This is a genomic window from Lutibacter sp. Hel_I_33_5 (genome assembly GCF_007827455.1).
Lineage (GTDB): Bacteria > Bacteroidota > Bacteroidia > Flavobacteriales > Flavobacteriaceae > Polaribacter.
Genome location: NZ_VISM01000001.1, coordinates 1250695 through 1272820 on the forward strand (window position 1 = coordinate 1250695; position 22126 = coordinate 1272820).

General features: G+C 29.8%; 21 protein-coding genes and 1 tRNA gene. 9 read left to right on the plus strand and 13 right to left on the minus strand.

Annotated elements, in window-relative coordinates:
• The first annotated feature begins 36 nt into the window (after nt 1-36).
• The 3 genes from OD91_RS05455 to OD91_RS05465 all read left to right on the plus strand — a co-directional run bounded on the left by OD91_RS05455 (nt 37) and on the right by OD91_RS05465 (nt 2067).
• Complete coding sequence (locus tag OD91_RS05455) at nt 37-1113, plus strand: ABC transporter permease (protein WP_144895375.1); 1077 nt, start codon at nt 37-39, stop codon at nt 1111-1113.
• Between the two features lie 3 nt (nt 1114-1116).
• Nucleotides 1117-1560, plus strand: a complete 444-nt coding sequence (locus tag OD91_RS05460; protein WP_144895376.1) for a thioesterase family protein — start codon at nt 1117-1119, stop codon at nt 1558-1560.
• An 81-nt stretch (nt 1561-1641) separates the two neighbouring features.
• Nucleotides 1642-2067, plus strand: a complete 426-nt coding sequence (locus OD91_RS05465; protein ID WP_144895377.1) for a hypothetical protein — start codon at nt 1642-1644, stop codon at nt 2065-2067.
• A gap of 53 nt (nt 2068-2120) precedes the next feature.
• On the opposite strand, the gene OD91_RS05470 is transcribed toward OD91_RS05465, so the two are convergent.
• Nucleotides 2121-3206, minus strand: coding sequence for a formylglycine-generating enzyme family protein (locus OD91_RS05470; RefSeq protein ID WP_144895378.1), 1086 nt, complete (start codon nt 3204-3206; stop codon nt 2121-2123).
• A gap of 56 nt (nt 3207-3262) precedes the next feature.
• A tRNA-Leu gene (locus tag OD91_RS05475) sits at nt 3263-3344 on the minus strand.
• A 95-nt stretch (nt 3345-3439) separates the two neighbouring features.
• Here OD91_RS05475 and OD91_RS05480 point away from each other — a divergent pair.
• The 4 genes from OD91_RS05480 (at nt 3440) to OD91_RS05495 (ending at nt 9455) form a co-directional block, all read left to right on the plus strand.
• Nucleotides 3440-4828: a dipeptidase gene (locus OD91_RS05480; protein WP_144895379.1), complete on the plus strand. Its 1389-nt coding sequence runs from the start codon at nt 3440-3442 to the stop codon at nt 4826-4828.
• A 242-nt stretch (nt 4829-5070) separates the two neighbouring features.
• The gene (locus OD91_RS05485) at nt 5071-5442 is read left to right on the plus strand and encodes a BlaI/MecI/CopY family transcriptional regulator (RefSeq protein WP_144895380.1); all 372 of its coding nucleotides are present in this window, start codon (nt 5071-5073) and stop codon (nt 5440-5442) included.
• Nucleotides 5439-8267, plus strand: coding sequence for a M56 family metallopeptidase (locus OD91_RS05490; RefSeq protein WP_144895381.1), 2829 nt, complete (start codon nt 5439-5441; stop codon nt 8265-8267). The genes OD91_RS05485 and OD91_RS05490 overlap by 4 nt, the downstream gene beginning before the upstream one ends.
• Nucleotides 8268-8354: 87 nt before the next feature.
• Nucleotides 8355-9455 (plus strand): DUF4407 domain-containing protein, encoded by a 1101-nt coding sequence (locus OD91_RS05495; RefSeq protein WP_144895382.1) that lies wholly within the window; start codon nt 8355-8357, stop codon nt 9453-9455.
• A gap of 252 nt (nt 9456-9707) precedes the next feature.
• Here OD91_RS05495 and OD91_RS05500 read toward each other — a convergent pair whose 3' ends face one another.
• Complete coding sequence (locus tag OD91_RS05500; RefSeq protein WP_144895383.1) at nt 9708-10304, minus strand: alkylphosphonate utilization protein; 597 nt, start codon at nt 10302-10304, stop codon at nt 9708-9710.
• A 146-nt stretch (nt 10305-10450) separates the two neighbouring features.
• Between OD91_RS05500 and OD91_RS05505 the strand changes: the two genes are divergently transcribed.
• Nucleotides 10451-10954, plus strand: a complete 504-nt coding sequence (locus OD91_RS05505) for a GNAT family N-acetyltransferase (protein WP_186434410.1) — start codon at nt 10451-10453, stop codon at nt 10952-10954.
• Nucleotides 10955-10987: 33 nt separating this feature from the next.
• Here OD91_RS05505 and OD91_RS05510 read toward each other — a convergent pair whose 3' ends face one another.
• From OD91_RS05510 to OD91_RS05540, 7 genes are all read right to left on the minus strand, one after another.
• Nucleotides 10988-11302: a GIY-YIG nuclease family protein gene (locus OD91_RS05510; protein ID WP_144895385.1), complete on the minus strand. Its 315-nt coding sequence runs from the start codon at nt 11300-11302 to the stop codon at nt 10988-10990.
• A gap of 176 nt (nt 11303-11478) precedes the next feature.
• Nucleotides 11479-13101 (minus strand): adenine deaminase, encoded by a 1623-nt coding sequence (gene ade, locus OD91_RS05515; RefSeq protein ID WP_144895386.1) that lies wholly within the window; start codon nt 13099-13101, stop codon nt 11479-11481.
• A gap of 3 nt (nt 13102-13104) precedes the next feature.
• Nucleotides 13105-13653: a 5-formyltetrahydrofolate cyclo-ligase gene (locus OD91_RS05520; protein WP_144895387.1), complete on the minus strand. Its 549-nt coding sequence runs from the start codon at nt 13651-13653 to the stop codon at nt 13105-13107.
• 14 nt (nt 13654-13667) lie between these two features.
• A complete protein-coding gene (locus OD91_RS05525; RefSeq protein ID WP_144895388.1) occupies nt 13668-14915 on the minus strand; it encodes an FAD-binding oxidoreductase in 1248 nt (415 codons plus the stop codon).
• Between the two features lies 1 nt (nt 14916).
• Nucleotides 14917-15927, minus strand: coding sequence for a 4-hydroxyproline epimerase (locus OD91_RS05530; protein ID WP_144895389.1), 1011 nt, complete (start codon nt 15925-15927; stop codon nt 14917-14919).
• Nucleotide 15928: 1 nt separating this feature from the next.
• Nucleotides 15929-17512 (minus strand): aldehyde dehydrogenase (NADP(+)), encoded by a 1584-nt coding sequence (locus OD91_RS05535; RefSeq protein WP_144895390.1) that lies wholly within the window; start codon nt 17510-17512, stop codon nt 15929-15931.
• Nucleotide 17513: 1 nt separating this feature from the next.
• Nucleotides 17514-18431 carry a dihydrodipicolinate synthase family protein gene (locus OD91_RS05540; protein WP_144895391.1) on the minus strand — a complete coding sequence of 306 codons (918 nt, stop codon included), beginning with the start codon at nt 18429-18431 and terminating at the stop codon, nt 17514-17516.
• Nucleotides 18432-18585: 154 nt separating this feature from the next.
• Here OD91_RS05540 and OD91_RS05545 point away from each other — a divergent pair, with 154 nt between their 5' ends.
• Nucleotides 18586-19431 (plus strand): AraC family transcriptional regulator, encoded by an 846-nt coding sequence (locus OD91_RS05545; protein ID WP_144895392.1) that lies wholly within the window; start codon nt 18586-18588, stop codon nt 19429-19431.
• On the opposite strand, the gene OD91_RS05550 is transcribed toward OD91_RS05545, so the two are convergent.
• Genes OD91_RS05550 through OD91_RS05560 form a run of 3 tightly spaced genes read right to left on the minus strand, consistent with a single transcriptional unit; the run spans nt 19428 to nt 22095 of the window.
• Nucleotides 19428-20486, minus strand: coding sequence for an ATP-binding protein (locus tag OD91_RS05550; protein WP_144895393.1), 1059 nt, complete (start codon nt 20484-20486; stop codon nt 19428-19430). The two genes, OD91_RS05545 and OD91_RS05550, sit on opposite strands and share 4 nt — an antisense overlap.
• Nucleotides 20486-21619: an FIST signal transduction protein gene (locus OD91_RS05555; protein ID WP_144895394.1), complete on the minus strand. Its 1134-nt coding sequence runs from the start codon at nt 21617-21619 to the stop codon at nt 20486-20488. The genes OD91_RS05550 and OD91_RS05555 overlap by 1 nt, the downstream gene beginning before the upstream one ends.
• A gap of 56 nt (nt 21620-21675) precedes the next feature.
• Nucleotides 21676-22095, minus strand: coding sequence for a response regulator (locus OD91_RS05560; protein ID WP_144895395.1), 420 nt, complete (start codon nt 22093-22095; stop codon nt 21676-21678).
• Between the last annotated feature and the right edge of the window lie 31 nt (nt 22096-22126).

Consider the following 22126-nt stretch of genomic DNA (forward strand, 5'->3'; position numbering starts at 1 on the left):
TTGATAAGGCTATCGGGTTTTTTACATTTGTAAGAGATGGATACACCAAAATCTCTTTGGCAATTAGCTTTTCAGAAATTTAAAAAAAATAAGGTTGGGCTTTTTAGCTTGTGGTTTATTTTTATATGTGGTTTTGTCGCACTTTTTTGTTACCCATTAGCTCCAGATAGTACGAATAATGCAAACCAGATGCATTTGGAAATTCATTCTAAAAATCCAGGTTTTTCTACCTTAATGCTTACATTTCCTTCAAAAGAAAAAAAAGAACAATCTTGGTTTCAGTTTTTACTGAATGGAACTCAAAATTCTGAAACAGAACTTCCTATAAAATCATATAAGACAGTACAGAATCAACTAGAGGTAATTGCCTATTCAGACGGATTGGCAAAACAATATCCTTTATCAACTTTTAATAATACACCAGAGAAATATATAGAACAGAGAACCTTTTATTTTGGTACGGATAAATTTGGAAGAGACTTATTAAGCAGATTATTAATTGGCACAAGAATTTCATTTTTTATCGGTTTTATCGCTGTATTTATTTCACTTTTAATTGGTGTTTTTATAGGTGCTATTGCTGGTTATTTTGGCGGTAAAATTGATGCGTTCATCATGTGGGTCATCAACATAACTTGGTCAATTCCAACATTATTACTCGTTATTGCTATCATCTTAGCATTAGGAAAAGGCTTTTGGCAAGTATTTATTGCTGTAGGGTTAACTATGTGGGTTGAAGTAGCAAGAATTGTACGTGGACAAGTAATTACCACAAAACAACAACAATATGTAGAAGCTGCAAAAGCGTTGGGATTTTCAGATTTTAGAATCATTTTTAAACATATTTTACCTAATATTTTAGCACCCGTAATTGTAATTGCTGCAGCTAATTTTGCAGGTGCTATTTTAATTGAAAGTGGCTTAAGTTTTTTAGGAATCGGTGCACAACCACCAACCCCATCTTGGGGCGCTATGATAAAAAATCATTATAATTATATTATTGTTGGTAAGCCTTATTTAGCGATTATTCCAGGACTGGCAATTATGAGTTTGGTAATGGCTTTTATGATGATTGGTAACGCGCTTAGAGATGCGCTAGATGTAAAAAATTAACATATGGAATTTTCAGTAGAATTTAAAACTCGATGGGCAGATTTTGATGTAAATAAACATATGCGGCACACCGCTTATAATGATTATGCCGCTGAGACTAGAATCCGTTATTTTAAAACTTGCAATGTAACTCTAGATGACTTTACAGAACATAATGTTGGCCCCATACTTTTTGAGGAGAACACCTCATTTAGAAAAGAAATTCATTTAGGAGAAAATATTACCTGTACCATTAAACTTGTTGGTGTTTCTAAAAATGCAGAACGATGGAAAATTAGAAACGAAATTTTTAATGAAGCTGGTAAATTAGCTGCCGTTATAAATGTATTTGGTGCTTGGTTAGACTTAACAAAAAGAAAGTTAACGACACCTCCAGAAAAATTTAAAAACATATTTACAGACATGCCAAAAACTGATGATTACAAAGACATCATCATTAAAAAATAATTTGTAAAAGTTTTAATATGAATTAGTTATAAAAAAATTACTAACTTTAACGTAATTATTAACTAATTAAAACTTAACAACATGTTTTCAAAAAACAATTTAATTTCTACAGTAGTTGCTACACTTTGGGCTTTTTTTGGCGGCTATTTACTTTGGGATATCATTGGAGGATCTTTATTAGAAAGTCATAAAGTGACTGCCGGTTTAATGAGAAGTACGCCAGATTATTTTCATTTAATTCTTGGATGCTTTATTGTAGCATTAGTATTTAGTATCGTTTATTCTAAATGGACTCGCGGGCAACACAGTATATCTCAAGGTGCAGAATTTGGATTATGGATTAGTATCCTTTTTGGTTTGGGTAATGGATTAATCGACTATTCTACTGCAAATATTTTAGACATAACTGGCACTTTAATAAATGCTGTTTTATTCGTTGTATATTATGTAATTATGGGAATCATTGTAAGCTTAGTTTATAATAAACTTTCTGGTGCTAAGGAGTGATTTTATAAAATGTTTTAACAAGGAATAAGCTCTTCAAAAATTTGAAGAGTTTTTTATTTAGACGTTAACATGTCTGGAGTTGCAACTGTTCTAAAACCCATATGGTCTGATGCTGAATCTGCAACAACTCCCATCTTTGCTGATATTCTAAAACTTGAACAATAAGATGCATGACATAAAAAAGAACCACCTTTCATGATATATTCAACTTGATAAGGATTATTTGGATTGTAATATTTATTCGCTCCTTTTGGATTTAACAAAGGCTTTGCAATATCTATTTCTTTATAATAATTAACATTAAACAAATCGCTTGTTACTTCCCAAACATTTCCTGCAATATCATACAAGCCAATACTGTTGGGTGGGTAAGATTTTACCGGAGAGATAAACTCAAACCCATCGACACTTTCATTTTTTACTGGAAAAACACCTTGCCAAGTATTCGCATTAGCATCTAATTTCTCTGATTCATTTCCCCAGGTAAAAATAGCATTGTTATTAGAACCTTGCGCAGCAGACTCCCATTCTGCTTCAGTTGGCAAACGTCTATTTGCCCATTTACAATAAGCTAAAGCGTCTTCATAAGCAATATGCACAACAGGGAAATTATCTTTCCCAACAAGGTTAGAATTTGGTCCTTCTGGATGTTTCCAATTAGCGCCAATTTTCCATGTCCACCATTGAGAATAATTTTGCATGCTTACAACCGCATTTACATCTTTATTAAAAATCAAACTTCCTGGTTGTAAAATAGAATCGTGAGGCTTTTGAGCATTTGAAGGAAGTTGTTTTTTCATTTCTTCCCAATCAATTACTCTTTCCGCTATCGTAATATAATTAGTGGCTTCTACAAATTTTTTATATTGTTTATTGGTAACCTCAGTAATATCAATAAAAAAACCATCTACAGTTACCTTATGTGCTGGCTTTTCTCTTTCCATAGCATATGTATCAGACTTTTTTGCACCTTGAATAAACGTTTTTCTCTCAACCCAAACCATCCCTTTAGGAGGGTTAATTTTAGATATTTCTTTATCTTTAATTGTCTCTTTTTCTTTTGAGTTCTTTTTACAACTAAAAGAAATAGCAACAATGCAGAAGAAAACTAGTTTAATGAAGTAATATTTTTTAATCATCTTATACAAATAAATTAAAAAATCGCTGAAAATCAAAAGATTAACAGCGATTATTGTACAGGCGGAGAGACTCGAACTCTCACACCTCGCGGCACTAGATCCTAAGTCTAGCGTGTCTACCAATTCCACCACGCCTGCATTAATTTAGGACTGCAAATATAAACAATCCACTTAAACTGCAAAGTAGTTCATAATTATTTTTCTATTTTTGAAAGAGACAAAAAAAACAATCCATGCAAGACATAAAAACGTATATCAAAAATAATAAAGAACGCTTTTTAAATGAATTAATTGAGCTTCTTAAAATTCCTTCAGTAAGTGCAGATACAGCATTTACTCAAGATGTTTTTAATACAGCAGATGCAGTAAAAACTAGTTTAGAGAAAGCAGGTTGTGATAAAGTAGAAGTATGTGAAACTCCTGGATATCCAATTATTTATGGAGAAAAAATTATAGATAAAAACTTACCCACTGTTTTAGTCTATGGACATTATGATGTTCAGCCAGCAGATCCAATCAATTTATGGGACTCGCCACCGTTTGAACCTATCATTAAAAAAACAGAAATTCATCCAGAAGGCGCAATTTTTGCACGAGGATCTTGCGATGATAAAGGACAAATGTACATGCATGTGAAGGCATTAGAATATATGACATCAACAGGTAATTTACCTTGTAATGTTAAGTTTATGATAGAAGGTGAAGAAGAAGTTGGTTCCGAAAGCTTAGCTTGGTTTGTACCAAGAAATAAAGAAAAACTAGCCAATGATGTTATTCTAATTTCAGATACTGGTATGATAGCAAATGATATTCCATCAATAACAACAGGTTTACGTGGTTTAAGTTATGTAGAAGTAGAAGTTACAGGGCCAAACAGAGATTTACATTCAGGGTTATATGGTGGTGCCGTTGCAAACCCAATTAATATTTTAACAAAAATGATTGCCTCTTTACATGATGAAAACAATCATATTACAATACCTGGGTTTTATGATAATGTAGAAGAATTATCTACTGAAGAAAGAGCAGAAATGGCAAAAGCACCATTTTCATTTGAAGCCTATAAAAATTCTTTAAAGATTAAAGATGTGTATGGAGAAAAAAGCTATACAACAAACGAAAGAAATTCAATCCGACCAACTTTAGATGTAAACGGAATCTGGGGCGGTTACACTGGCGAAGGTGCAAAAACAGTAATTGCAAGTAAAGCCTATGCAAAAATCTCGATGCGATTAGTTCCAAATCAAGATTGGAAAGAAATAACTGAACTATTTAAAAATCATTTTGAAAGTATTGCTCCAAAATCTGTGTCTGTAAAAGTTACACCACATCATGGCGGTCAAGGTTATGTTACACCAATTGACAATATTGGTTATAAAGCGGCAAGCAAAGCGTATGAAGCTACTTTTGGCAAAACTCCAATTCCGCAAAGAAGTGGTGGTAGTATTCCTATTGTAGCTTTATTTGAGCAAGAATTGAAAAGTAAAACTATTTTAATGGGCTTTGGTTTAGATTCAGATGCAATTCACTCACCTAACGAACATTTTGGAGTTTGGAATTATTTAAAAGGTATAGAAACCATTCCGTATTTTTATAAATATTTTACTGAATTATATAGATAAAATAATACTTTGGGCGTTTCCCAATTATTTGAAATAAAATAATTGGGTCAGGCTTTTCGTTACAATCTTTTACCTTGTTCTCGATACTCGCTACGCGAACTCGAACCGACGGTAAAAGGATTTCCACTACAATCCTTAACGCGCTTTCTTGCCAACTTATAGAAAATTGAAACATATTTAAACTCTACATTTGTAGAATTCATTTTTTTACTCTATGTTTGTAGAGTAAAAAGTGAATTCTTATGCAATTATCTAAAACAGAAGAACAATTAATGCAATATTTATGGAAACGTAAAAAAGCATTTTTAAAAGAATTATTAGAAGATTTTCCAGAACCAAGACCAGCTACAACAACCGTTGCAACTTTATTAAAAAGAATTTCTGATAAAGGTTTTATAGATTATAAATTATTCGGTAAGTCTAGAGAATACTTTCCTATTATAAAGAAAACAGACTATTTTTCTAATCATGTAAACGGATTGATAAAAAATTTCTTTAACGATTCCGCAAGTCAGTTTGCTTCATTTTTTACTAAAGAAACAAATCTTTCAACAGATGAATTAGAAGCACTTAAAAAAGTGATTGACAATCAAATTAAAAAACAACAAAAATGATAGTTTACATTTTAAAATCAGCAAGTTGTTTAGCGTTATTACTTTTCTTCTATCATTTAGTTTTAGAGAAAGAAAAAATGCACAACTTTAATCGTTATTATTTATTAATTGGGGTTGTTGTTTCATTATTAATTCCGTTTGCAACAATAACAATTAATGCCATTCCAGAAACTATTGCAACAATTCAAACCATAGAGCAACCAAAATATGTTATAGAAGAAACTGCTCCTTTAATTATCGAAGAAACAATAGATTACTCAAAATATGTAATTGGATTTTACATTTTAATTTCATCAATATTACTCATTAGATTTGGAAGAAATTTATTTAAAATCATTCAAAAAATTAGAGTTAATAAACAATTAGAACACAAAAATGCAACTTTAGTTTTAGTAGATGATAAAATTTTACCACACACTTTTTGGAATAAAATTTTCATAAACAAAAAAGCTTATGAACAAGGTGAAATTGAAGAGGAACTTTTTACACATGAACTAACACATGTTACGCAAAAACATACGATTGATGTATTATTAATAGAACTTTTACAGGTTGTCTTTTGGATAAATCCTTTATTTATATTTCTTAAAAAAGCAATACAATTAAATCATGAATTTTTAGCGGATGGAACCGTTATAAATCAGCATAAAAATACATTCCAATATCAGCATTTATTATTGAATAAAGCTGCTTGGAACAACGAATATTACTTGGCCAGTAATTTGAATTACTCACTTACTAAAAAAAGATTAAATATGATGACAACAAAAAGTTCACGTACAAAAATCTTGTTAAAAAAACTGGCGGTAATTCCGCTATTAACAGGATTTGTTTTTCTCTTTGCAGAAAGAATTGAAGCACAAGAAGTTATTAAGACTATTTATGAGAAAACAGAAAATGGTAAAAAATTGACAGATTCTGAAATTTATAAAGAATATGTTTATCAACAAGGCTATATACAAACAAAGGATGAATATGGTAATAAAATCTATAAAAAGTATTCTGAATTATCTAAAGAAGAAAAAAACAAAGTTCCACCACCACCGCCTTTAAAATCAAAAAATAAAATTCTATCGAAAGAGTTATTTGAAAAATTAAAAAACAATCAAAAATATGCTGTTTGGATTGATGGAAAGGTAGTTGAAAATGAAGTCTTAAATAAATATAAAAACTCAGATTTTCATAACTCCTATGTAAGTTTTATACATGCAAATGCTAGAAGTAAACGATTTCCACAAAATTATCAAGCATATTTAGAGACAAAAAAATATTTTAAAGATAATATTGAAAAAAGAGTTTACAATTTTGTGAAGTGGAAAAAAGAAAAAGAAAGATTTAAAAAAGCAAAATGGCAAAAAGGGCCAGATGGAGAACAAATACAAATCATTGAATCTCCAACTAAAGAATATATTGATTCAGAAATCCAAAAAGAATATTCATCAAAAATAACAATATCTGAACAATCTATTACTGGAAATAAAAATAATGCCACTCTAGAAGAACTAAAAGAATATAATGTTTTAGCTAAAAAATATAATAAAGTTGATATCGAAAAACGTATCATTAAATTAAAAGATTTAAATAGATTGGAGATACTGTTTAATAAACTTTCTGAAAAACAAAAGAAAGATGCTCAATCGTTTCCAGAATGTATTCCTTCAAAACCAATAATAAAAAATGATAATTATAGAGAAGTCAGTGCGAAATTTATTAAATCTTCGTATCTAAAAGAATTAAAATTATACTTAAAACAAATTCAAATTTACAAGAAAGATAAAAGTAATTACAATAAAAAATTATTAAATAGTCACTATACTAACATAAAATACTTGTACAATAAAATAGACTCACAAGAAAAAAACATCCCACCACCACCAATGATTCCTGTTCCGGAAAAGGATAAAAAAACAATAAAACCTGTAAATTTAGATGTTGAAAAGGATAAAAAATTAATTTTAAACGGAAATCAAATTGATAGAAAAAAAATTGTAAATGAAATTATAAAAATTAATGCACATTTATCTAAAGAAGAACAAAAAGAGTATGTTATTGTATCAATTATTATTCCAGATAAAAGCTATTCAACATTTGTAAATAAAATCCGATTAGAATTAAACCAAAAAAGAATTTCTTTTATAGTTGTTGGTTATAAATCAGAATTAAAAAAATCACACAATCCTAAACATATCAGTATATATGACGGCCTAACAATAAATGAAGCTAAAATAAAAAATGAAAAGAAAAAAAATAAAACATTAAAAAAAGATTCTCCTTGGTCAATAAGTGAGCCTAAATTTGAAATAGTAGAATTTATTCCAGGTAATCATAAACTCGAAAAATTTAAAAAAAATGATATAGATTTCACAAAAGAGTATAAAGACAATGATAAGATTAAATATTATTTAGATGGAAAGAAAATTTCTAAAACTGAATTAGATAAAATTAAACCAACAAATTTCAAAAATGTTAATGTTGATAAAAGAACAAATTCAATTTTTATAATTACAAAAAAAGCGACTGAAGTTAATAATTTAGTGAGTAGAACAACTTCAGAATCATTTCCAAAAAAGGAGAATACCAAAAATGAAATAAATAGTGGTTGGATTTACTCTAATAACAAAACATTGTTTCACGTAAAATTAAATGGTGAAAAAAAATATTTCAACCGATTTGGGCATTTAGTTAATAAAAGAGGGGAAGTATTATCTAAAAATGGAATTGGCAGTACTGGTTGGAAAAAAATTAACGGTAATACCTATTTCTATATAACAAGAAATAAAAAAACTGAATATTTTGATCAAAAAGGAAATAAAGTTAAATTCTAAACTTTTGTTAAAAGCCTCACATTGTGAGACTTTTTTGTAACATATACTTAAAATTATCGTTGGTATTGTATACCAAACTTATATGTTATGCTTAAAAAGTTTTTTCTTACTTGTTCTGGAGTCGATCTAGATATTATTAAAAATTGTGCAAACGGAGAACAGAATAAATACGTTGGCATTGGTGCAACCGTATTTTTCACAGCAATAATGGCAACGATTGCTAGTAGTTATGCGTTATATACAGTTTTTGAAAATATTTACACTTCAATTTTCTTTGGTCTTATTTGGGGATTACTCATTTTTAATTTAGATCGTTTTATTGTTTCTACTATTAGAAAAAATGATTCTAAATGGAAAGAAATTGTACAAGCCTTACCTCGTTTAATTTTAGCAATTATCATTGCTATTGTGATTTCTAAGCCTTTAGAAATGAAACTTTTTGAAAAAGAAATTAATCAGGTTTTATTAACTGAAAAGAATCAAATGACGTTGGATAACAAAACTCAGATTGCGCAACAATTTACACCCGAAATTCAAAATATTCAATCAGAAATTGCTGGTTTAAAATCTGAAATCACTTTAAAAGAAAACGAAACCAATGTTTTATATGAAACGTATATAGCGGAAGCGGAAGGCAGAAAAGGAACAAAACTTTTAGGTAAAGGACCTGTTTATAAAGAAAAAAGAGAAAAACACGATGCAGCTTTAGCTGAACTAAGTCAACTTAAAAAAGAGAATGCAGAAAAAATAAAAGAAAAAGAGAAAGCTATTGTAAGTTTAGTTGAAAATCAAAAAACTGTTGAAACAAAAACACAACCAATTATTTCTAATTTTGATGGTTTAATGGCTCGTATTAATGCTTTAAATAAATTACCTTGGTTACCTTCTTTTTTTATATTCCTATTGTTTTTAGCGATAGAAACATCGCCAATATTTGCAAAACTAATTGCACCTAAAGGCGAATATGATTATAAATTGGAAGATAAAGAAACTGCTTTACAAACTTGGGTAGCTCAACAAGTAAATCAACGCGAAGAAATGCTGCAAGCGGATATTGACATCAATAAAAAAATATATTCAGATATTAAAACTGAAGAAGAATTATTTGCCTACAAACAGAAAATGGCTCGTGATTTAATGAAGCTTCAAGCTGATTCTTTCTATAAAAAACAACAAAAAATGTTGTAGTTTCATTCCGAACTTGTTTCGGAATCTCAGTATGAGAAGCTGAAATAAATTCAGCTTGACGTAATAGTAATCACAAAATTTGGCAAATAAGCCAGCGTTAGCGATTGAAACGGCATCCTTTTTAGTTGTCAGTTCGAGTGAATTTGTGAAGAATGAACAAATTTGTGTCGAGAACAAAAACTAAAAAGATATAGTGTAAAGCGCGACCTGAAAGGGAACGTCCAACTTCTCGGCCGTACTCGAAATGACATTCTATTCTTTTTCAGCCATTTTCTTTACATAATCTGTAATAATTACAATCTGAGTTGGCCCAACTTTGCCTTCTATATATTTTGCATTTTCATGATCTAAAGAAATTCTACGCACCGCAGTTCCTTGTTTAGCGACCATGCTAGAGCCTTTTACTTTTAAATCTTTAATCAACACAACACTATCGCCAGCTTGTAAAATAGCACCGTTAGCATCTCTATGGATTATCTTTTCACTCTCATCTAAATGATCTCCAGATTCTTTGGCAAAACGCAAATCATCATCCTCTAAATACATCATATCAAGTAAATCTTTAGGCCAACCTTCGTTTCTTAATCGTGATAGCATTCTCCAAGCAACAACTTTTACAGCTCTAAATTCACTCCACATAGAATCATTTAAACAACGCCAATGATTTGCATTTGTTTCTTCTGGATTGTTAATTTGAGTAACACAAGTTTCGCAAGCTAATAAACTACCATCTACTCCACCACCGCCTGTTAATGTAGGTTTTACTTCATAAATTGATAAATTATCTGTTGCTGCGCATAATTCGCATTGATTGCCACTTCTTTTTTGTAAATCTTCTAATAAACTCATGCTTAAATTTTAGTGGAGTAAAAGTACATATAATAGAAATAGTTTATCTAAATTTAATTAGGTTTGTCTTTCCAGCGAAAGCAGGAATCTATAGTTAGCTTTATATGGATTCCCGATTTCTCGGGAATGACAAAAAAATGAACATCATGTATTTAGAAAGTGAACGACTAATTATTAGAGATGCAAAAGTAAGCGATGCTGCTTTTTATTTTCAATTGTTTAATGATCCTGATTGGATACAGTTTATTTCTGATAAAAATTTAAAATCGGTTGAAGAAACCGAAGTCTATTTAAAAGATATTTTATTGAAGAACTTTCAATTAGGTGGATTAGGTTTTTTTACAGTAATTTTAAAAAAAACTAATGAACCTATTGGAACTTCAACAGCTTTACAAAGAGAAAAACCTGAATATATTGATATTGGTTATGGATTTTTACCTAAAGGAAGAGGAAAAGGTTACGCTACTGAAGCTACAAAATTGATTATTGAATATGTGCGTACTACTTTTAAACAAAAAAAAGTGTTTGCTTTTACAATGCAACATAATAAAGCTTCACAAAAATTATTAGAAAACCTCAACTTTACATATGTAGGTCTTCAAAATGTTTTTGATGATGGTGAAGATGCTGTTTATGAGTTTGAGTTTTGACATTTGTCATTCCCGAGAAATCGGGAATCCAAACTAATCATTCAAAATATTATCATACCAATCGCTTGCTAAATCTTTCCATTTAATATTCTCTTTTTCTATTAACTCTATTTTCCAAGACCTATTCCATTTCTTTAATTTTTTCTCTCTATCTATGGCTTCATTAACGTTTTGAAAAGTTTCAAAATACATTAATTTATTCACACCATATTTTAGTGTAAATCCTTTTTTAATTCCCATTTTATGTTCGTAAACTCTTCTTTGTAAATCATTTGTCATACCAATATATAACGTCCCTCTTATTTTACTAGCTAAAATATAAACGTAATATTGATGTATGATTTTCATAATTCTAAACTAATTCTGGATTCCCGATTTTTCGGGAATGACAAAGAGATTTTCATTTTTATTACTAAAGAAGTAAATTTATAACGAATTACTTTATGTTTGTCATTCCCTTGAAAAAGGGAATCTAGACTACCTTTTTAGGCTTTCAAATTCTCGGGAATGACAAACATGCTCTGTTATTTTAATTCTAAAGAAGTAAATTTAAATGTATTACCGTCAAACAAACCTTTATCTGATAGTTTTAAAGAGGGAATTACCAACAACGCCATAAAAGACAAACTCATATAAGGAGCGCTTAATTCACTTCCCATTTGTTTTGCCATCGCATCTAATTCAGCATACATTTTTCCAATTTCTTGTGCTGGTTTATCAGACATAATTCCTGCAACTGGTAGCGGAACAATTTTTTCTTCTGATGCAGTTACAGCACAAACTCCACCTCTATTTTTAGTGATTAAATTCACTGCTTTACAAATCATTTCGTCAGAAACTCCAACTGCAATAATATTATGAGAATCATGCCCAACTGAGCTTGCAATTGCTCCTTCTTTAAGTCCGAAGTTTTTTATAAAAGCAATTGAAGGCGCTGCATTTTTGTAACGATTTACAACCGTCATTTTTAAGACATCTTTTTCAACATTAGAAACTAAATTCCCATCAATAATTAAAGAATTAGCTTCAATTTGATTTGTCACTAATTCACCATCTAAAGCTTCTATAACTCTTATTTTTTTTGCTGTTGATTCAAATCTAAAATCTTCAACTTTTTTCTTTTCAGTATTAAAGTTATTTAAAACTTCAAATTCAATATTTTTTACAAAAGATTGACCATTCTTTGAAACCAATTCTCCATTAATATATGTTTCTAAAACCTTAAACTTTTCTAAATCTTCAATAATAATAAAATCTGCATCATCTCCTTTTTGCAATAATCCAACATCTAAGTTATAATGCTTTACAGGATTTATACAAGCAGCTTTTAGAACTTTAAAAACTTCGATTCCTTTTGAAACTGCTCTTTCACATAATTGATTGATATGACCTAGCAATAAATCGTCCGGATGTTTATCATCAGAACAAAACATCATATTCTCAAAATGTTCTGGCAACAAATCAATTAATACTTCAAAGTTTTTTGCTGCACTTCCTTCTCTAATAATGACTTTCATTCCTTTCTGAAGCTTTTCCAATCCTTCATCATAGGTAAAACATTCATGATCTGTAGAAATTCCGGCAGCAATATATTTGGTTACATCTTCTCCTCGTAAACCTGGTGCATGACCATCAATTGATTTGTTATTATTTTTTGCGTGTTGAATCTTTTTTAAAACTTCTTCATCATCAAACAAAACACCAGGATAATTCATCATTTCTGCTAAATATTTGATATCTGGGTTTTCCATCATCAATTTAATATCATCAGAATTAATTACCGATCCAGCGCTTTCAAAAGATGTTGCAGGAACACAAGATGGTGCTCCAAAATTGAATTTTAACGGAACTTTCTTTCCATTTTCAATCATGAAATCCACACCCTTAACGCCTAAAACATTTGCAATTTCATGAGGATCTGAAACTGTTGCAACTGTACCATGAACAACAGCAATTTTTGCGAACTCTGAAGGAACCAACATAGAGCTTTCGATATGAATATGTGCATCTACAAAACCAGGAAGGATAAAATTTTCTTTAGAATGATTCGCTTTTCTAATGTCAATAATTTTTCCGTTTTTAACTTCAACTTCTCCTTTATAAATATTTCGATTTAAAATATCTACAATTTTTCCTTGTACAATCATCTGTTATTTTGGGTATATAATTTGATCTAAAGCTACATCAAATTTATTAAGGTCTTCTATTTTTTCTACTGGTTTAAAAAAGTTGATTCCTACTGTTTTTACTTCATTTTTACATGCTGATAAAAATCGATCATAAAACCCTTTTCCATAACCAACACGGTATTTTTTTACATCAGAAATTAATAAAGGAACAATTACTAATTCAATTTCTTTTACATCAATTTCTTTAGCATTTACAGGTTCTGGAATTCCGTAGGTGTTAATTTTTAAGTCGGTTGATCTATCAAAAATATAATGCTGTAAAGTATTATTAGAAAAATCACTTTTAGAAACTACAACCGTTTTTTGATGACTTAACAAATAGTCGATTATCGGATTTGTATTGATTTCTTTTTGCTTTTCAATAGATAAAAAAACATGAACAAATTGAATTTGAGAAAAATCATATTCAAAAAATTGAGTATAAATATTTTCTTGAATGTCTAAAATTTGACTTTCAGTTAACTCTTTTCTCTTTTGTTTATAAATTCTACGAAGTGTGTTTTTTTTCATGAATAACAAAGATATCAAGAATATCTTTCTACATGAAATGGTGTTAAATTTAAACTTGTTTTCTTATCAGAAATAATTTCAGAAACTAATTTACCTGTTGCTGGCCCTAAACTCCAGCCCATCATTGCATGCCCAGAAGCAACTGTTACATTTTTCACCTTAGACAATCGTCCAATATAAGGTAATCCATCAGGGGAACACGGTCTTAATCCACATTCTGCATTTTCTTTTTCTTGCTGATTAATTTTTAATCCGTTATAGTAATTTTCTCCTGCTCTTGCTATGGCATGTACTCTTTTTGCGTTTACGTTATGATTAATTCCTCCAATTTCCATCGTTCCAGCAAACCTTGTAAAACCATTCATGGGTGTTACTGCAACTTTTGCTTCCATTAATATTGCGGGGATATTAATTTTAGTTTCTCTTTCAACATTAATTCGATATCCTTTTCCTGCTTGAATTGGAATTTCAACTCCTAATTTTTTAGCCACTTTTTGTGTCCAACTTCCAGTTGCCAAAACAATCTCATCTGCTTTTAATTCTTGACTTTCTGTTTTAACAGCTTTCACTTTTTTATTATCAATAACAATATCAACTACCTCTTCATTTGATAAAATAGTAACTCCATTTTTTTCTAAATAGTTTTTTATTTGAGGCATAAATTCATTAGGCGTCATATGTGCATCCGAATGATAATACACTGCACCTTTAATATTTAAATCTACATTAGGTTCGAGTTTTTTAACTTCTGCTTTCGATAAATTTTCTACTTTCAAACCTTCATTAATCGCTATTTTTCCCGTATTCCATTCTTCTTCACCCACTTTTTCAGTTTGATAATACATTAATAAACCTTTATGCTTATAGAAGAAATCAAACTCATTTGAAGTTTTTAATTCTTCAAACAACTCTCTACTCAATAAATTTATATCTTTTATAATTGGGATTGATTGTGCTACTTTTTTATGCGTTGCTGATTTTTTAAAAAAATAACTCCATTTTATAAAATCATAATCTAATCTAGGTTTTACATAAAACGGACTCGATGAATTAAACATCCATTTAATCCCTTTTGAAATCATTCCAGGAGCTGCTAAAGGAATAATATGACTTGGAGTAATATACCCAGCATTTACATAAGAAGCGCCACTTTTAAAATCAGACTTATCGATAACAGTGACTTGATGTCCTTCTTTTTGAAGATAATATGCAGAGCATAAACCAATAATTCCTCCTCCGATTATGATTACTTTTTTACTCATATTAAATTACACTAAATCCATAAGCGTACGGATCATCATCAGTATCAATCGTAATGGTATTATGTCCATATATTTTTGCCCAACCTTTAACACTTGGAGTAATTGCTAATTTTCCATCTAACAATGTTTCTTTTTCTACACATCCAATAAACTTAGACCCAATAAAGCTTTCATGAATAAAAGGTTCGCCAATTTTTAATTTTCCTTTTGCATATAATTGTGCTAAACGAGCAGAAGTTCCTGTTCCACATGGGCTTCTATCAATCGCTTTATCCCCATAGAACACTGTATTTCTTCCTGATGATTTTGGGTCAATTGGATTTCCTGTCCATAATAAATGGGTTACATTTTTTATTGTTTTATTCTCGGGATGAATAAATTTTTCTGAATATTTTTGGTTGATGCGCTCTCTTACTATTTGAGAATATTGAATTATTTTACTTGCTGTAAAATCATGAATTCCAGAAAAATTTTCTTGAGGATCTATTATTCCATAATAATTTCCACCGTAAGAAACATCGAAATTAATTTCACCTAATTCTGGACATTCAACCGATAAGTTTTCGGCAGCCAAATAACTTTTAACATTTGATAATTTTACCCAATCTACTTTATTCTTTGTTTGCTGATATTCGATCTCCACTAAACCTGCAGGAGCTTCCATCCTAATTTTTCCTGGAGTTTTAGGCGTTACTAAACCTTCTTCTATAGCAACAGTTATTGTCCCAATAGTTCCATGTCCACACATAGGTAAACAACCAGAAGTTTCTATAAATAAAATGGAAAAATCATTTTCTGGATTGTGTGGTGGATATAAAATTGAACCACTCATCATATCATGACCACGAGGTTCAAACATCAATCCTTTACGAATCCAATCATATTCTTTTATAAAATGCTGACGCTTTTCACTCATGGTTTTTCCAATCAGTTTTGGCCCACCTTCTTTAATTACACGAACTGGATTTCCACACGTATGCGCATCAACACAAATAAAAGTCGAACTACTCATTTTATATTTTTTCTAAAGTCTGTTCACCATTTACATTTCTAGAAATGTGTAACGGATTCTCATTTTTCAATTCGTCGGGCAACAAATCATTTGGCCAATCTTGATAACTAAATGGACGTACCCAACGCTTAATTGATGAAACTCCAACAGCTGTAAATCTGCTATCGGTAGATGCTGGATAAGGCCCGCCATGAACCATCGATGGACAAACTTCTACACCAGTTGGAACTCCATTAAAAATAATTCTTCCAACTCTATTTTGTAGTGCTGCAATAACTTTTGAATATGAACTGATTTCATTATCATCAGAAATAACAGTTCCCGTTAATTGCCCTTCTAATTGTGAAATTATCTGTTGTAACTCATCTGAATCTTTACATTGAACCACCATCGAAAACGGCCCAAAAACTTCTTGATGTAATGTTGGATTTTCTAAAAATATCTTTCCACTTACAGTCGTTATAACTTGTGATGCATAATTTGATTTTACTGCACTTTTATACTCATTTACAACTTGTAATCCTTCTTGTAAAATTAATTTAGACTTATTGCTTTCGTATCCTTTTACAATGTTTGGATGTAACATACAAGACGGATTCATTGCTACCATTGTATCAGCTAATTCTTTAGTGAAATTTGATAAATCATCACTTTTTATTCCTAAAATTAACCCTGGATTTGTACAAAATTGACCTGTTCCTAAATTAACAGAACCTGCATAGGTTTTAGCAATCGCTTCTCCTCTATTTTTTAATGCTTTTGGTAATATTACAACAGGATTTATACTTCCCATTTCTGCAAAAACAGGAATTGGTTCTTCTCTTTTTATTGCTAGATCTAATAATGCCCTTCCTCCTTTTATACTTCCTGTAAACCCAACCGCTTTTACTTTTTGATGCGCAACTAATTGTTGTCCAACTTCTATTCCGCTTGAATTTAAATTTGAAAAAACACCATTTGGCATATTTGTTTTTTCTGCTGCTTTAATAATTGCTGAAGCAACTAATTCTCCTGTACCTGCATGCATTGGATGCGATTTTACAATTACGGGACATCCAGAGGCTAAAGCCGCTGCTGTATCTCCTCCTGCTGTTGAATAGGCTAACGGAAAGTTGCTTGCTCCAAAAACCACAACGGGACCTAATGGAATATTCATTTTTCTAATATCCGATTTTGGCATCGGTTCTCTATCGGGAATTGCTGTATCTATAGTAGCATCTACCCAAGAACCATCTGCAACTAAATCTGCGAATGAACGCAATTGAAAAACAGTTCTACCTCGTTCTCCTTTTGCCCTTCCTTCTGGCAAACCTGTTTCCGAGCAATACGTTTTTATCAATGTATCATCTAATGCTAGAATTTCATCAGCAATTGCATTTAAAAAAGCAGCTTTTTTACTTCCAGAAATTGTGTTGTATTCTTTAAATGCATTAGCTGCTAATTCAATAGCATCATTAATTTCTTCGTTAGTAGCTTCAAAAAAAGTAAAATTATTTTCTTTATTTGCTTCAGGATTAAACGTTGTATATGTTTTTGTCCCTTTTGCTGATTGTTGACTTCCTATATAATTTTTTCCTGATATCATCCTACAAATTTTTATATGCTGGTAATGTTGGTCTTACTTTTAAACCTTCTTCAATTATTTTCTCTATTCGGATTCTTTCTTCTCCTTGTAACATTAATCTTGGCGCTCTCACATATTCTGAACCAATATTTGTGAATTTGGAAGCTAATTTAATGTACTGCACTAATTTAGGATTAATATCTAATTCTAACAAAGGCATAAACCATCTATATATTTCTAAGGCTTCTTTAACTCTACCAGCTTTTTGCAACTCATAAATAGCAACCGTTTCTGCTGGAAAAGCATCAACTAATCCAGCTACCCAACCATCTGAACCTATTAATAAACTTTCTAATGCCAGGGTATCTACACCACATAAAATAGCTAATCTATTTCCAAACCTATTTTTGATTCTTGTAATGTTTGTAGTATCTCTAGTTGATTCTTTAACTGCTTGAATATTTGAACATTCTTTCAGTAACTCTTCAAACATATCTAAAGTAATTTCAATTTTATAATCTACTGGATTGTTGTAAATCATAATTGGAAGTTTGGTGCTATTTGCAACTGTTTTAAAATATTCTACAACTTCTGCATCGCTAGCTTTATAACGCATTGGAGGCAACATCATTAAAGCCTTTGCACCATCTTCTTCGGCTGTTTTTGCTAATTCTATAGCGGCTTTTGTTGTTTGCTCTGCAATGTTCATTAAAACTGGAATCTTACCTTCAACTAATTTTACGGTTTCTCTAGTTAAAATTCTACGTTCTTCATTTGTTAGTGTACTAGCCTCTCCTAAAGTTCCTCCTAAAACAATTCCATGAACTCCAGCATCTATCTGAGCTTTAATATTAACACTAAACATTTCTAAATCTAACTCATCATCTTTAGTAAACTGAGTTGTAACTGCTGGCATAACGCCTTTCCAAACTATATTCATATTCTTAATATTTTATTCAAAATTAATATTGATTTCTGATAATTACATTTTTAAAATTATCTGAAATTAATACTATACTATCCTATTTTGTATTTTAACAATTAAATATGAATATTATTTGCATATTTTTACAAATTAAGATGAGTGAAAATATATGAAGGTTTTACCTTTTAAAATTCCGAAGACTAAAAATATAGGTCTTATTTATCAAGAAGATAAAGCCTCAATTTTTTATGATAAACTTCATCAACATGAAGAAATTCAAATTTGTATTATCATTCAAGGTGAAGGAACGTTAATTGTTGGCGATACAATTAATGAGTATAAATCTGATGATATTTTAGTAATAGGAAGCAATATTCCGCATGTTTTTAAAAGCGACATTTCTAATTGTAAAGAATCATTTATGATCTCTTTATTCTTCACAGAAAAATCTTTTGGTGATGATTTTTTTACATTTGATGATTTTAAAGAAATTACAGGTTTTTTCAAAAAATCACAAAGTGGATGTAAACTTTTAAGTAATCAACAGAAAGTAAAAGAAATATTTTCAAGCCTTAAAAAAGCATCAAACTTAGAACGTTTTATCAGCTTACTAAAAATTATAAAGCACATAAACAATTCAAAAACTAGTCCTTTAGCAGATTTCATTTATCCTAAAAATTATTCTGATAATGAAGGAAAAAGAATGAGAGATGTACTTGATTTTACAATACATAACTATGAGAAAAATATTTCTTTAAGTGTAATCGCTTCTAAAGCTAATATGACTCCAAATGCTTTCTGTAAGTATTTTAAACAGCGTACTAATAAAACTTTTTTTACTTTTTTAAATGAATTAAGAGTGGAACATGCGTGTAAATTATTAACTACCAATAACAATTTATCTATTAGTGAAATTGCGTTTCAATGTGGTTTTAGTAACCTATCTAATTTTAATAGAAAGTTTAAAGAGGTAAAAAAAACTACACCTTCAAAATATAAAACGTTTAAGGATTAATTCCTTACTTTTTTTATTGAAAAGTAAAATATAGTTCCTTCATTTACTTTAGAATCTACCCACAAATTACCTTGATATAAATCAATAATTTTTTTAACAATAGATAATCCTATTCCGGTTGAATCTTTATTGTTTTCTAACTTATAAAAAGTTTTAAATATCTTTTCGAAATACTTTTTATCAATTCCTTTACCATTATCTTTTATCCGAAAACTCCAGTAATCTTTAGAATCAAAATACAATATTTCTATAATTCCTTTTTCCTTATCATTATACTTAATCGCATTTCCTATAATATTTTGAAACAATTGTAGTAATCTAAACTTATCTCCTTTAACAACTGGTAGGTCATCTTTAATAATAATTTCTATATGATCTGGAATTACAGTTTGATTCAAATAGTTATTTATTAATAAATTTAAATTAACTTCTTGGATTTCGTCTTTGTTTCTTCCAATTGAGGAGTAATCTAAAATACCGTTAATTAACAACTCCATTTTATCTACATTGGTTCTAATAAGATCTAGATTCTTCACACCTGCATCATCTAACTTATCTTTATAATCAGAATGTATCCAAGAAGTTAAAGCATCTATACTTCTTAATGGCGATTTTAAATCATGAGAAACCATATGTGCATAATCACTTAACTCTTTGTTTTGATACTCCAAATTATTTAGTAATATATCTCTTTGCTTATTTATTTTTACAATTTCATTTGTTTGATTTTCTATAAAATCTAACAATTTAGATTCATCTATATCAACGGATTCTTGACCTTCTGAATACTGCAAACCAGCAAAGTTTAAGTTGCTAAGAATACTCCTAAGTTTATTGATTACTAATTGTTGTGATTCGGTTTCTTTTTTTAGTTGAAGATTTGCCTCAACCAACTCATCAGAACTGATAGACATTGCTCTTTGCAACATTAAAAATTGATCATCAAAATTATTGTACGAATTATTTACAGCTTCAAAAAATGCTTGTAAATTCTTATCAGAACGATATTTTTCTTCTAATTTTTTTCGTAATTGTCTTAATAGTAAAGAGTTCATCATTCACTAATTAAGGTTATAGTCATTGTTTGATTATGAAGTTGTGCTTTTTGTTCACCTTCAAAAGGTGCAATTTCACCATATGAATAATACCCACAAACAGTAATTTTATCTCCAAAAACTTCTCCAGCTTCCTCAATTTCTTCTTCTACTCTTTGATCCAAAACTAATTTTCTACCGATACAACTTACTAAAAGTGCTAATTGAGGTTTTTTAGTTTTCTTATCCATCGCTTGCTTCGCTGCTTGTTCGGCTGCATTTGCAATCTGATCTACACTTGTCATCATTAACTGTACAACTGAATTTTCTGGAATATTCCCTGCCAAAATCATTGTATTATCTTCTTCATTAATATTTAAAATAGTTCTAACAACAGGTTGTTTTTCATTATCCGATTTTACATTTAATGGGTACAATAATGCTGCAGCAGGTAAATCTTTAGCTTTATCGCCCAAATATTTTTTATATAAATTTAATGCAGGTTTATTATCTAATTCAAAAAGAATATTGTCTTTAGACTTTGTAACTATTCTTTCTGGGCCAAATGGTGTCCAACCTCCATGAATTGAGAATGAAGATTCAAAAGTTTTTCCATAAAAACCAATTGCTACAATTTCTCCAGATTTTGGATTTTCGTTATATGAGGCTAGCGTTTTTTCAAATCTAGCATCATCCCCACACAAACCTCCAGTTATTAAAACACCTTCTGAAGCTACTGAATTCATTCCATTTGTAAGCAAACTACCGTTTACAAAACTACCTTCCGAAACTACAAAAACATGTTTTAATCCTTCGGATGGAAATTCATTAATTAAATTACTCCCAGTTACAAAACTATCTAAATTAGAAGTAACAATATTACTAGATTTTATGATGAAATTTGTTTTTTCAAATTCAATTGCTGTTATAATAATAGATTCGTTTTCTACTGTATTCTGATAAATATTGCCGGATGTAGAGCCAAATACTATATGACCATCTGGAAATAATTTTCTTACATCAGAATATACATTTTCATCTTCCAACAAATAGCGATCACCAAATACTAAAACTAAAGGTTCTTTTAATTCATTTTTTTTACTAACATACTGCCAATCTGAATTTTTATCTCTCTTTAATTGTAAAGTTTTCATAACAAAAAAACATGTTAAATGTTAGTAAATTATTTTTAGAATTAGTCTTTAAAATTTCAAGAAGAAATTAATTCATTATAACTCCAATAAGAAAATATATTATCAATTTTAGAAACATAATCTTCGTATCGAAGTGGTTTTATTATATAACCAGCAATACCGTTTTTATAGCAGCTTTTTATATCTTTTTTATGATTAGAAGTTGTTAAAATTACAACAGGAATATAGCGTAAATCTTCATCCTTTTTTAAGGTTGCCAAAAATTCTGTTCCATGAACACGTGGCATATTTAAATCTAATAATATAATATCTGGCAAGCTATTCTCTTCATTTTTTAAGTACTCTAAAGCTTCTTCACCATTACTATTCGTAGTTACTTTTAGATTCATAGACAAACTAGAAACTGCTCTTTGAAACTTCATCTTTTCAACTTCATCGTCTTCAACTAAAAGAACTTTAATATTAGAATTTGACATGGGGATAATTATTTACACAATTTATAACGTT

Excerpts from the sequence above, each read along its gene's own strand:
- OD91_RS05555 (WP_144895394.1), bottom strand. The coding sequence starts at position 21,619 with ATGAAAACTTTACAATTAAAGAGAGATAAAAATTCAGATTGGCAGTAT.
- OD91_RS05530 (WP_144895389.1), bottom strand. The coding sequence starts at position 15,927 with ATGAGTAGTTCGACTTTTATTTGTGTTGATGCGCATACGTGTGGAAAT.
- OD91_RS05485 (WP_144895380.1), top strand. The coding sequence starts at position 5,071 with ATGCAATTATCTAAAACAGAAGAACAATTAATGCAATATTTATGGAAA.
- ade (WP_144895386.1), bottom strand. The coding sequence starts at position 13,101 with ATGATTGTACAAGGAAAAATTGTAGATATTTTAAATCGAAATATTTAT.
- OD91_RS05540 (WP_144895391.1), bottom strand. The coding sequence starts at position 18,431 with ATGAATATAGTTTGGAAAGGCGTTATGCCAGCAGTTACAACTCAGTTT.
- OD91_RS05495 (WP_144895382.1), top strand. The coding sequence starts at position 8,355 with ATGCTTAAAAAGTTTTTTCTTACTTGTTCTGGAGTCGATCTAGATATT.
- OD91_RS05465 (WP_144895377.1), top strand. The coding sequence starts at position 1,642 with ATGTTTTCAAAAAACAATTTAATTTCTACAGTAGTTGCTACACTTTGG.
- OD91_RS05535 (WP_144895390.1), bottom strand. The coding sequence starts at position 17,512 with ATGATATCAGGAAAAAATTATATAGGAAGTCAACAATCAGCAAAAGGG.
- OD91_RS05560 (WP_144895395.1), bottom strand. The coding sequence starts at position 22,095 with ATGTCAAATTCTAATATTAAAGTTCTTTTAGTTGAAGACGATGAAGTT.
- OD91_RS05455 (WP_144895375.1), top strand. The coding sequence starts at position 37 with ATGGATACACCAAAATCTCTTTGGCAATTAGCTTTTCAGAAATTTAAA.
- OD91_RS05470 (WP_144895378.1), bottom strand. The coding sequence starts at position 3,206 with ATGATTAAAAAATATTACTTCATTAAACTAGTTTTCTTCTGCATTGTT.
- OD91_RS05460 (WP_144895376.1), top strand. The coding sequence starts at position 1,117 with ATGGAATTTTCAGTAGAATTTAAAACTCGATGGGCAGATTTTGATGTA.
- OD91_RS05520 (WP_144895387.1), bottom strand. The coding sequence starts at position 13,653 with ATGAAAAAAAACACACTTCGTAGAATTTATAAACAAAAGAGAAAAGAG.
- OD91_RS05510 (WP_144895385.1), bottom strand. The coding sequence starts at position 11,302 with ATGAAAATCATACATCAATATTACGTTTATATTTTAGCTAGTAAAATA.
- OD91_RS05500 (WP_144895383.1), bottom strand. The coding sequence starts at position 10,304 with ATGAGTTTATTAGAAGATTTACAAAAAAGAAGTGGCAATCAATGCGAA.
- OD91_RS05490 (WP_144895381.1), top strand. The coding sequence starts at position 5,439 with ATGATAGTTTACATTTTAAAATCAGCAAGTTGTTTAGCGTTATTACTT.
- OD91_RS05505 (WP_186434410.1), top strand. The coding sequence starts at position 10,451 with ATGTATTTAGAAAGTGAACGACTAATTATTAGAGATGCAAAAGTAAGC.
- OD91_RS05525 (WP_144895388.1), bottom strand. The coding sequence starts at position 14,915 with ATGAGTAAAAAAGTAATCATAATCGGAGGAGGAATTATTGGTTTATGC.
- OD91_RS05480 (WP_144895379.1), top strand. The coding sequence starts at position 3,440 with ATGCAAGACATAAAAACGTATATCAAAAATAATAAAGAACGCTTTTTA.
- OD91_RS05550 (WP_144895393.1), bottom strand. The coding sequence starts at position 20,486 with ATGAACTCTTTACTATTAAGACAATTACGAAAAAAATTAGAAGAAAAA.
- OD91_RS05545 (WP_144895392.1), top strand. The coding sequence starts at position 18,586 with ATGAAGGTTTTACCTTTTAAAATTCCGAAGACTAAAAATATAGGTCTT.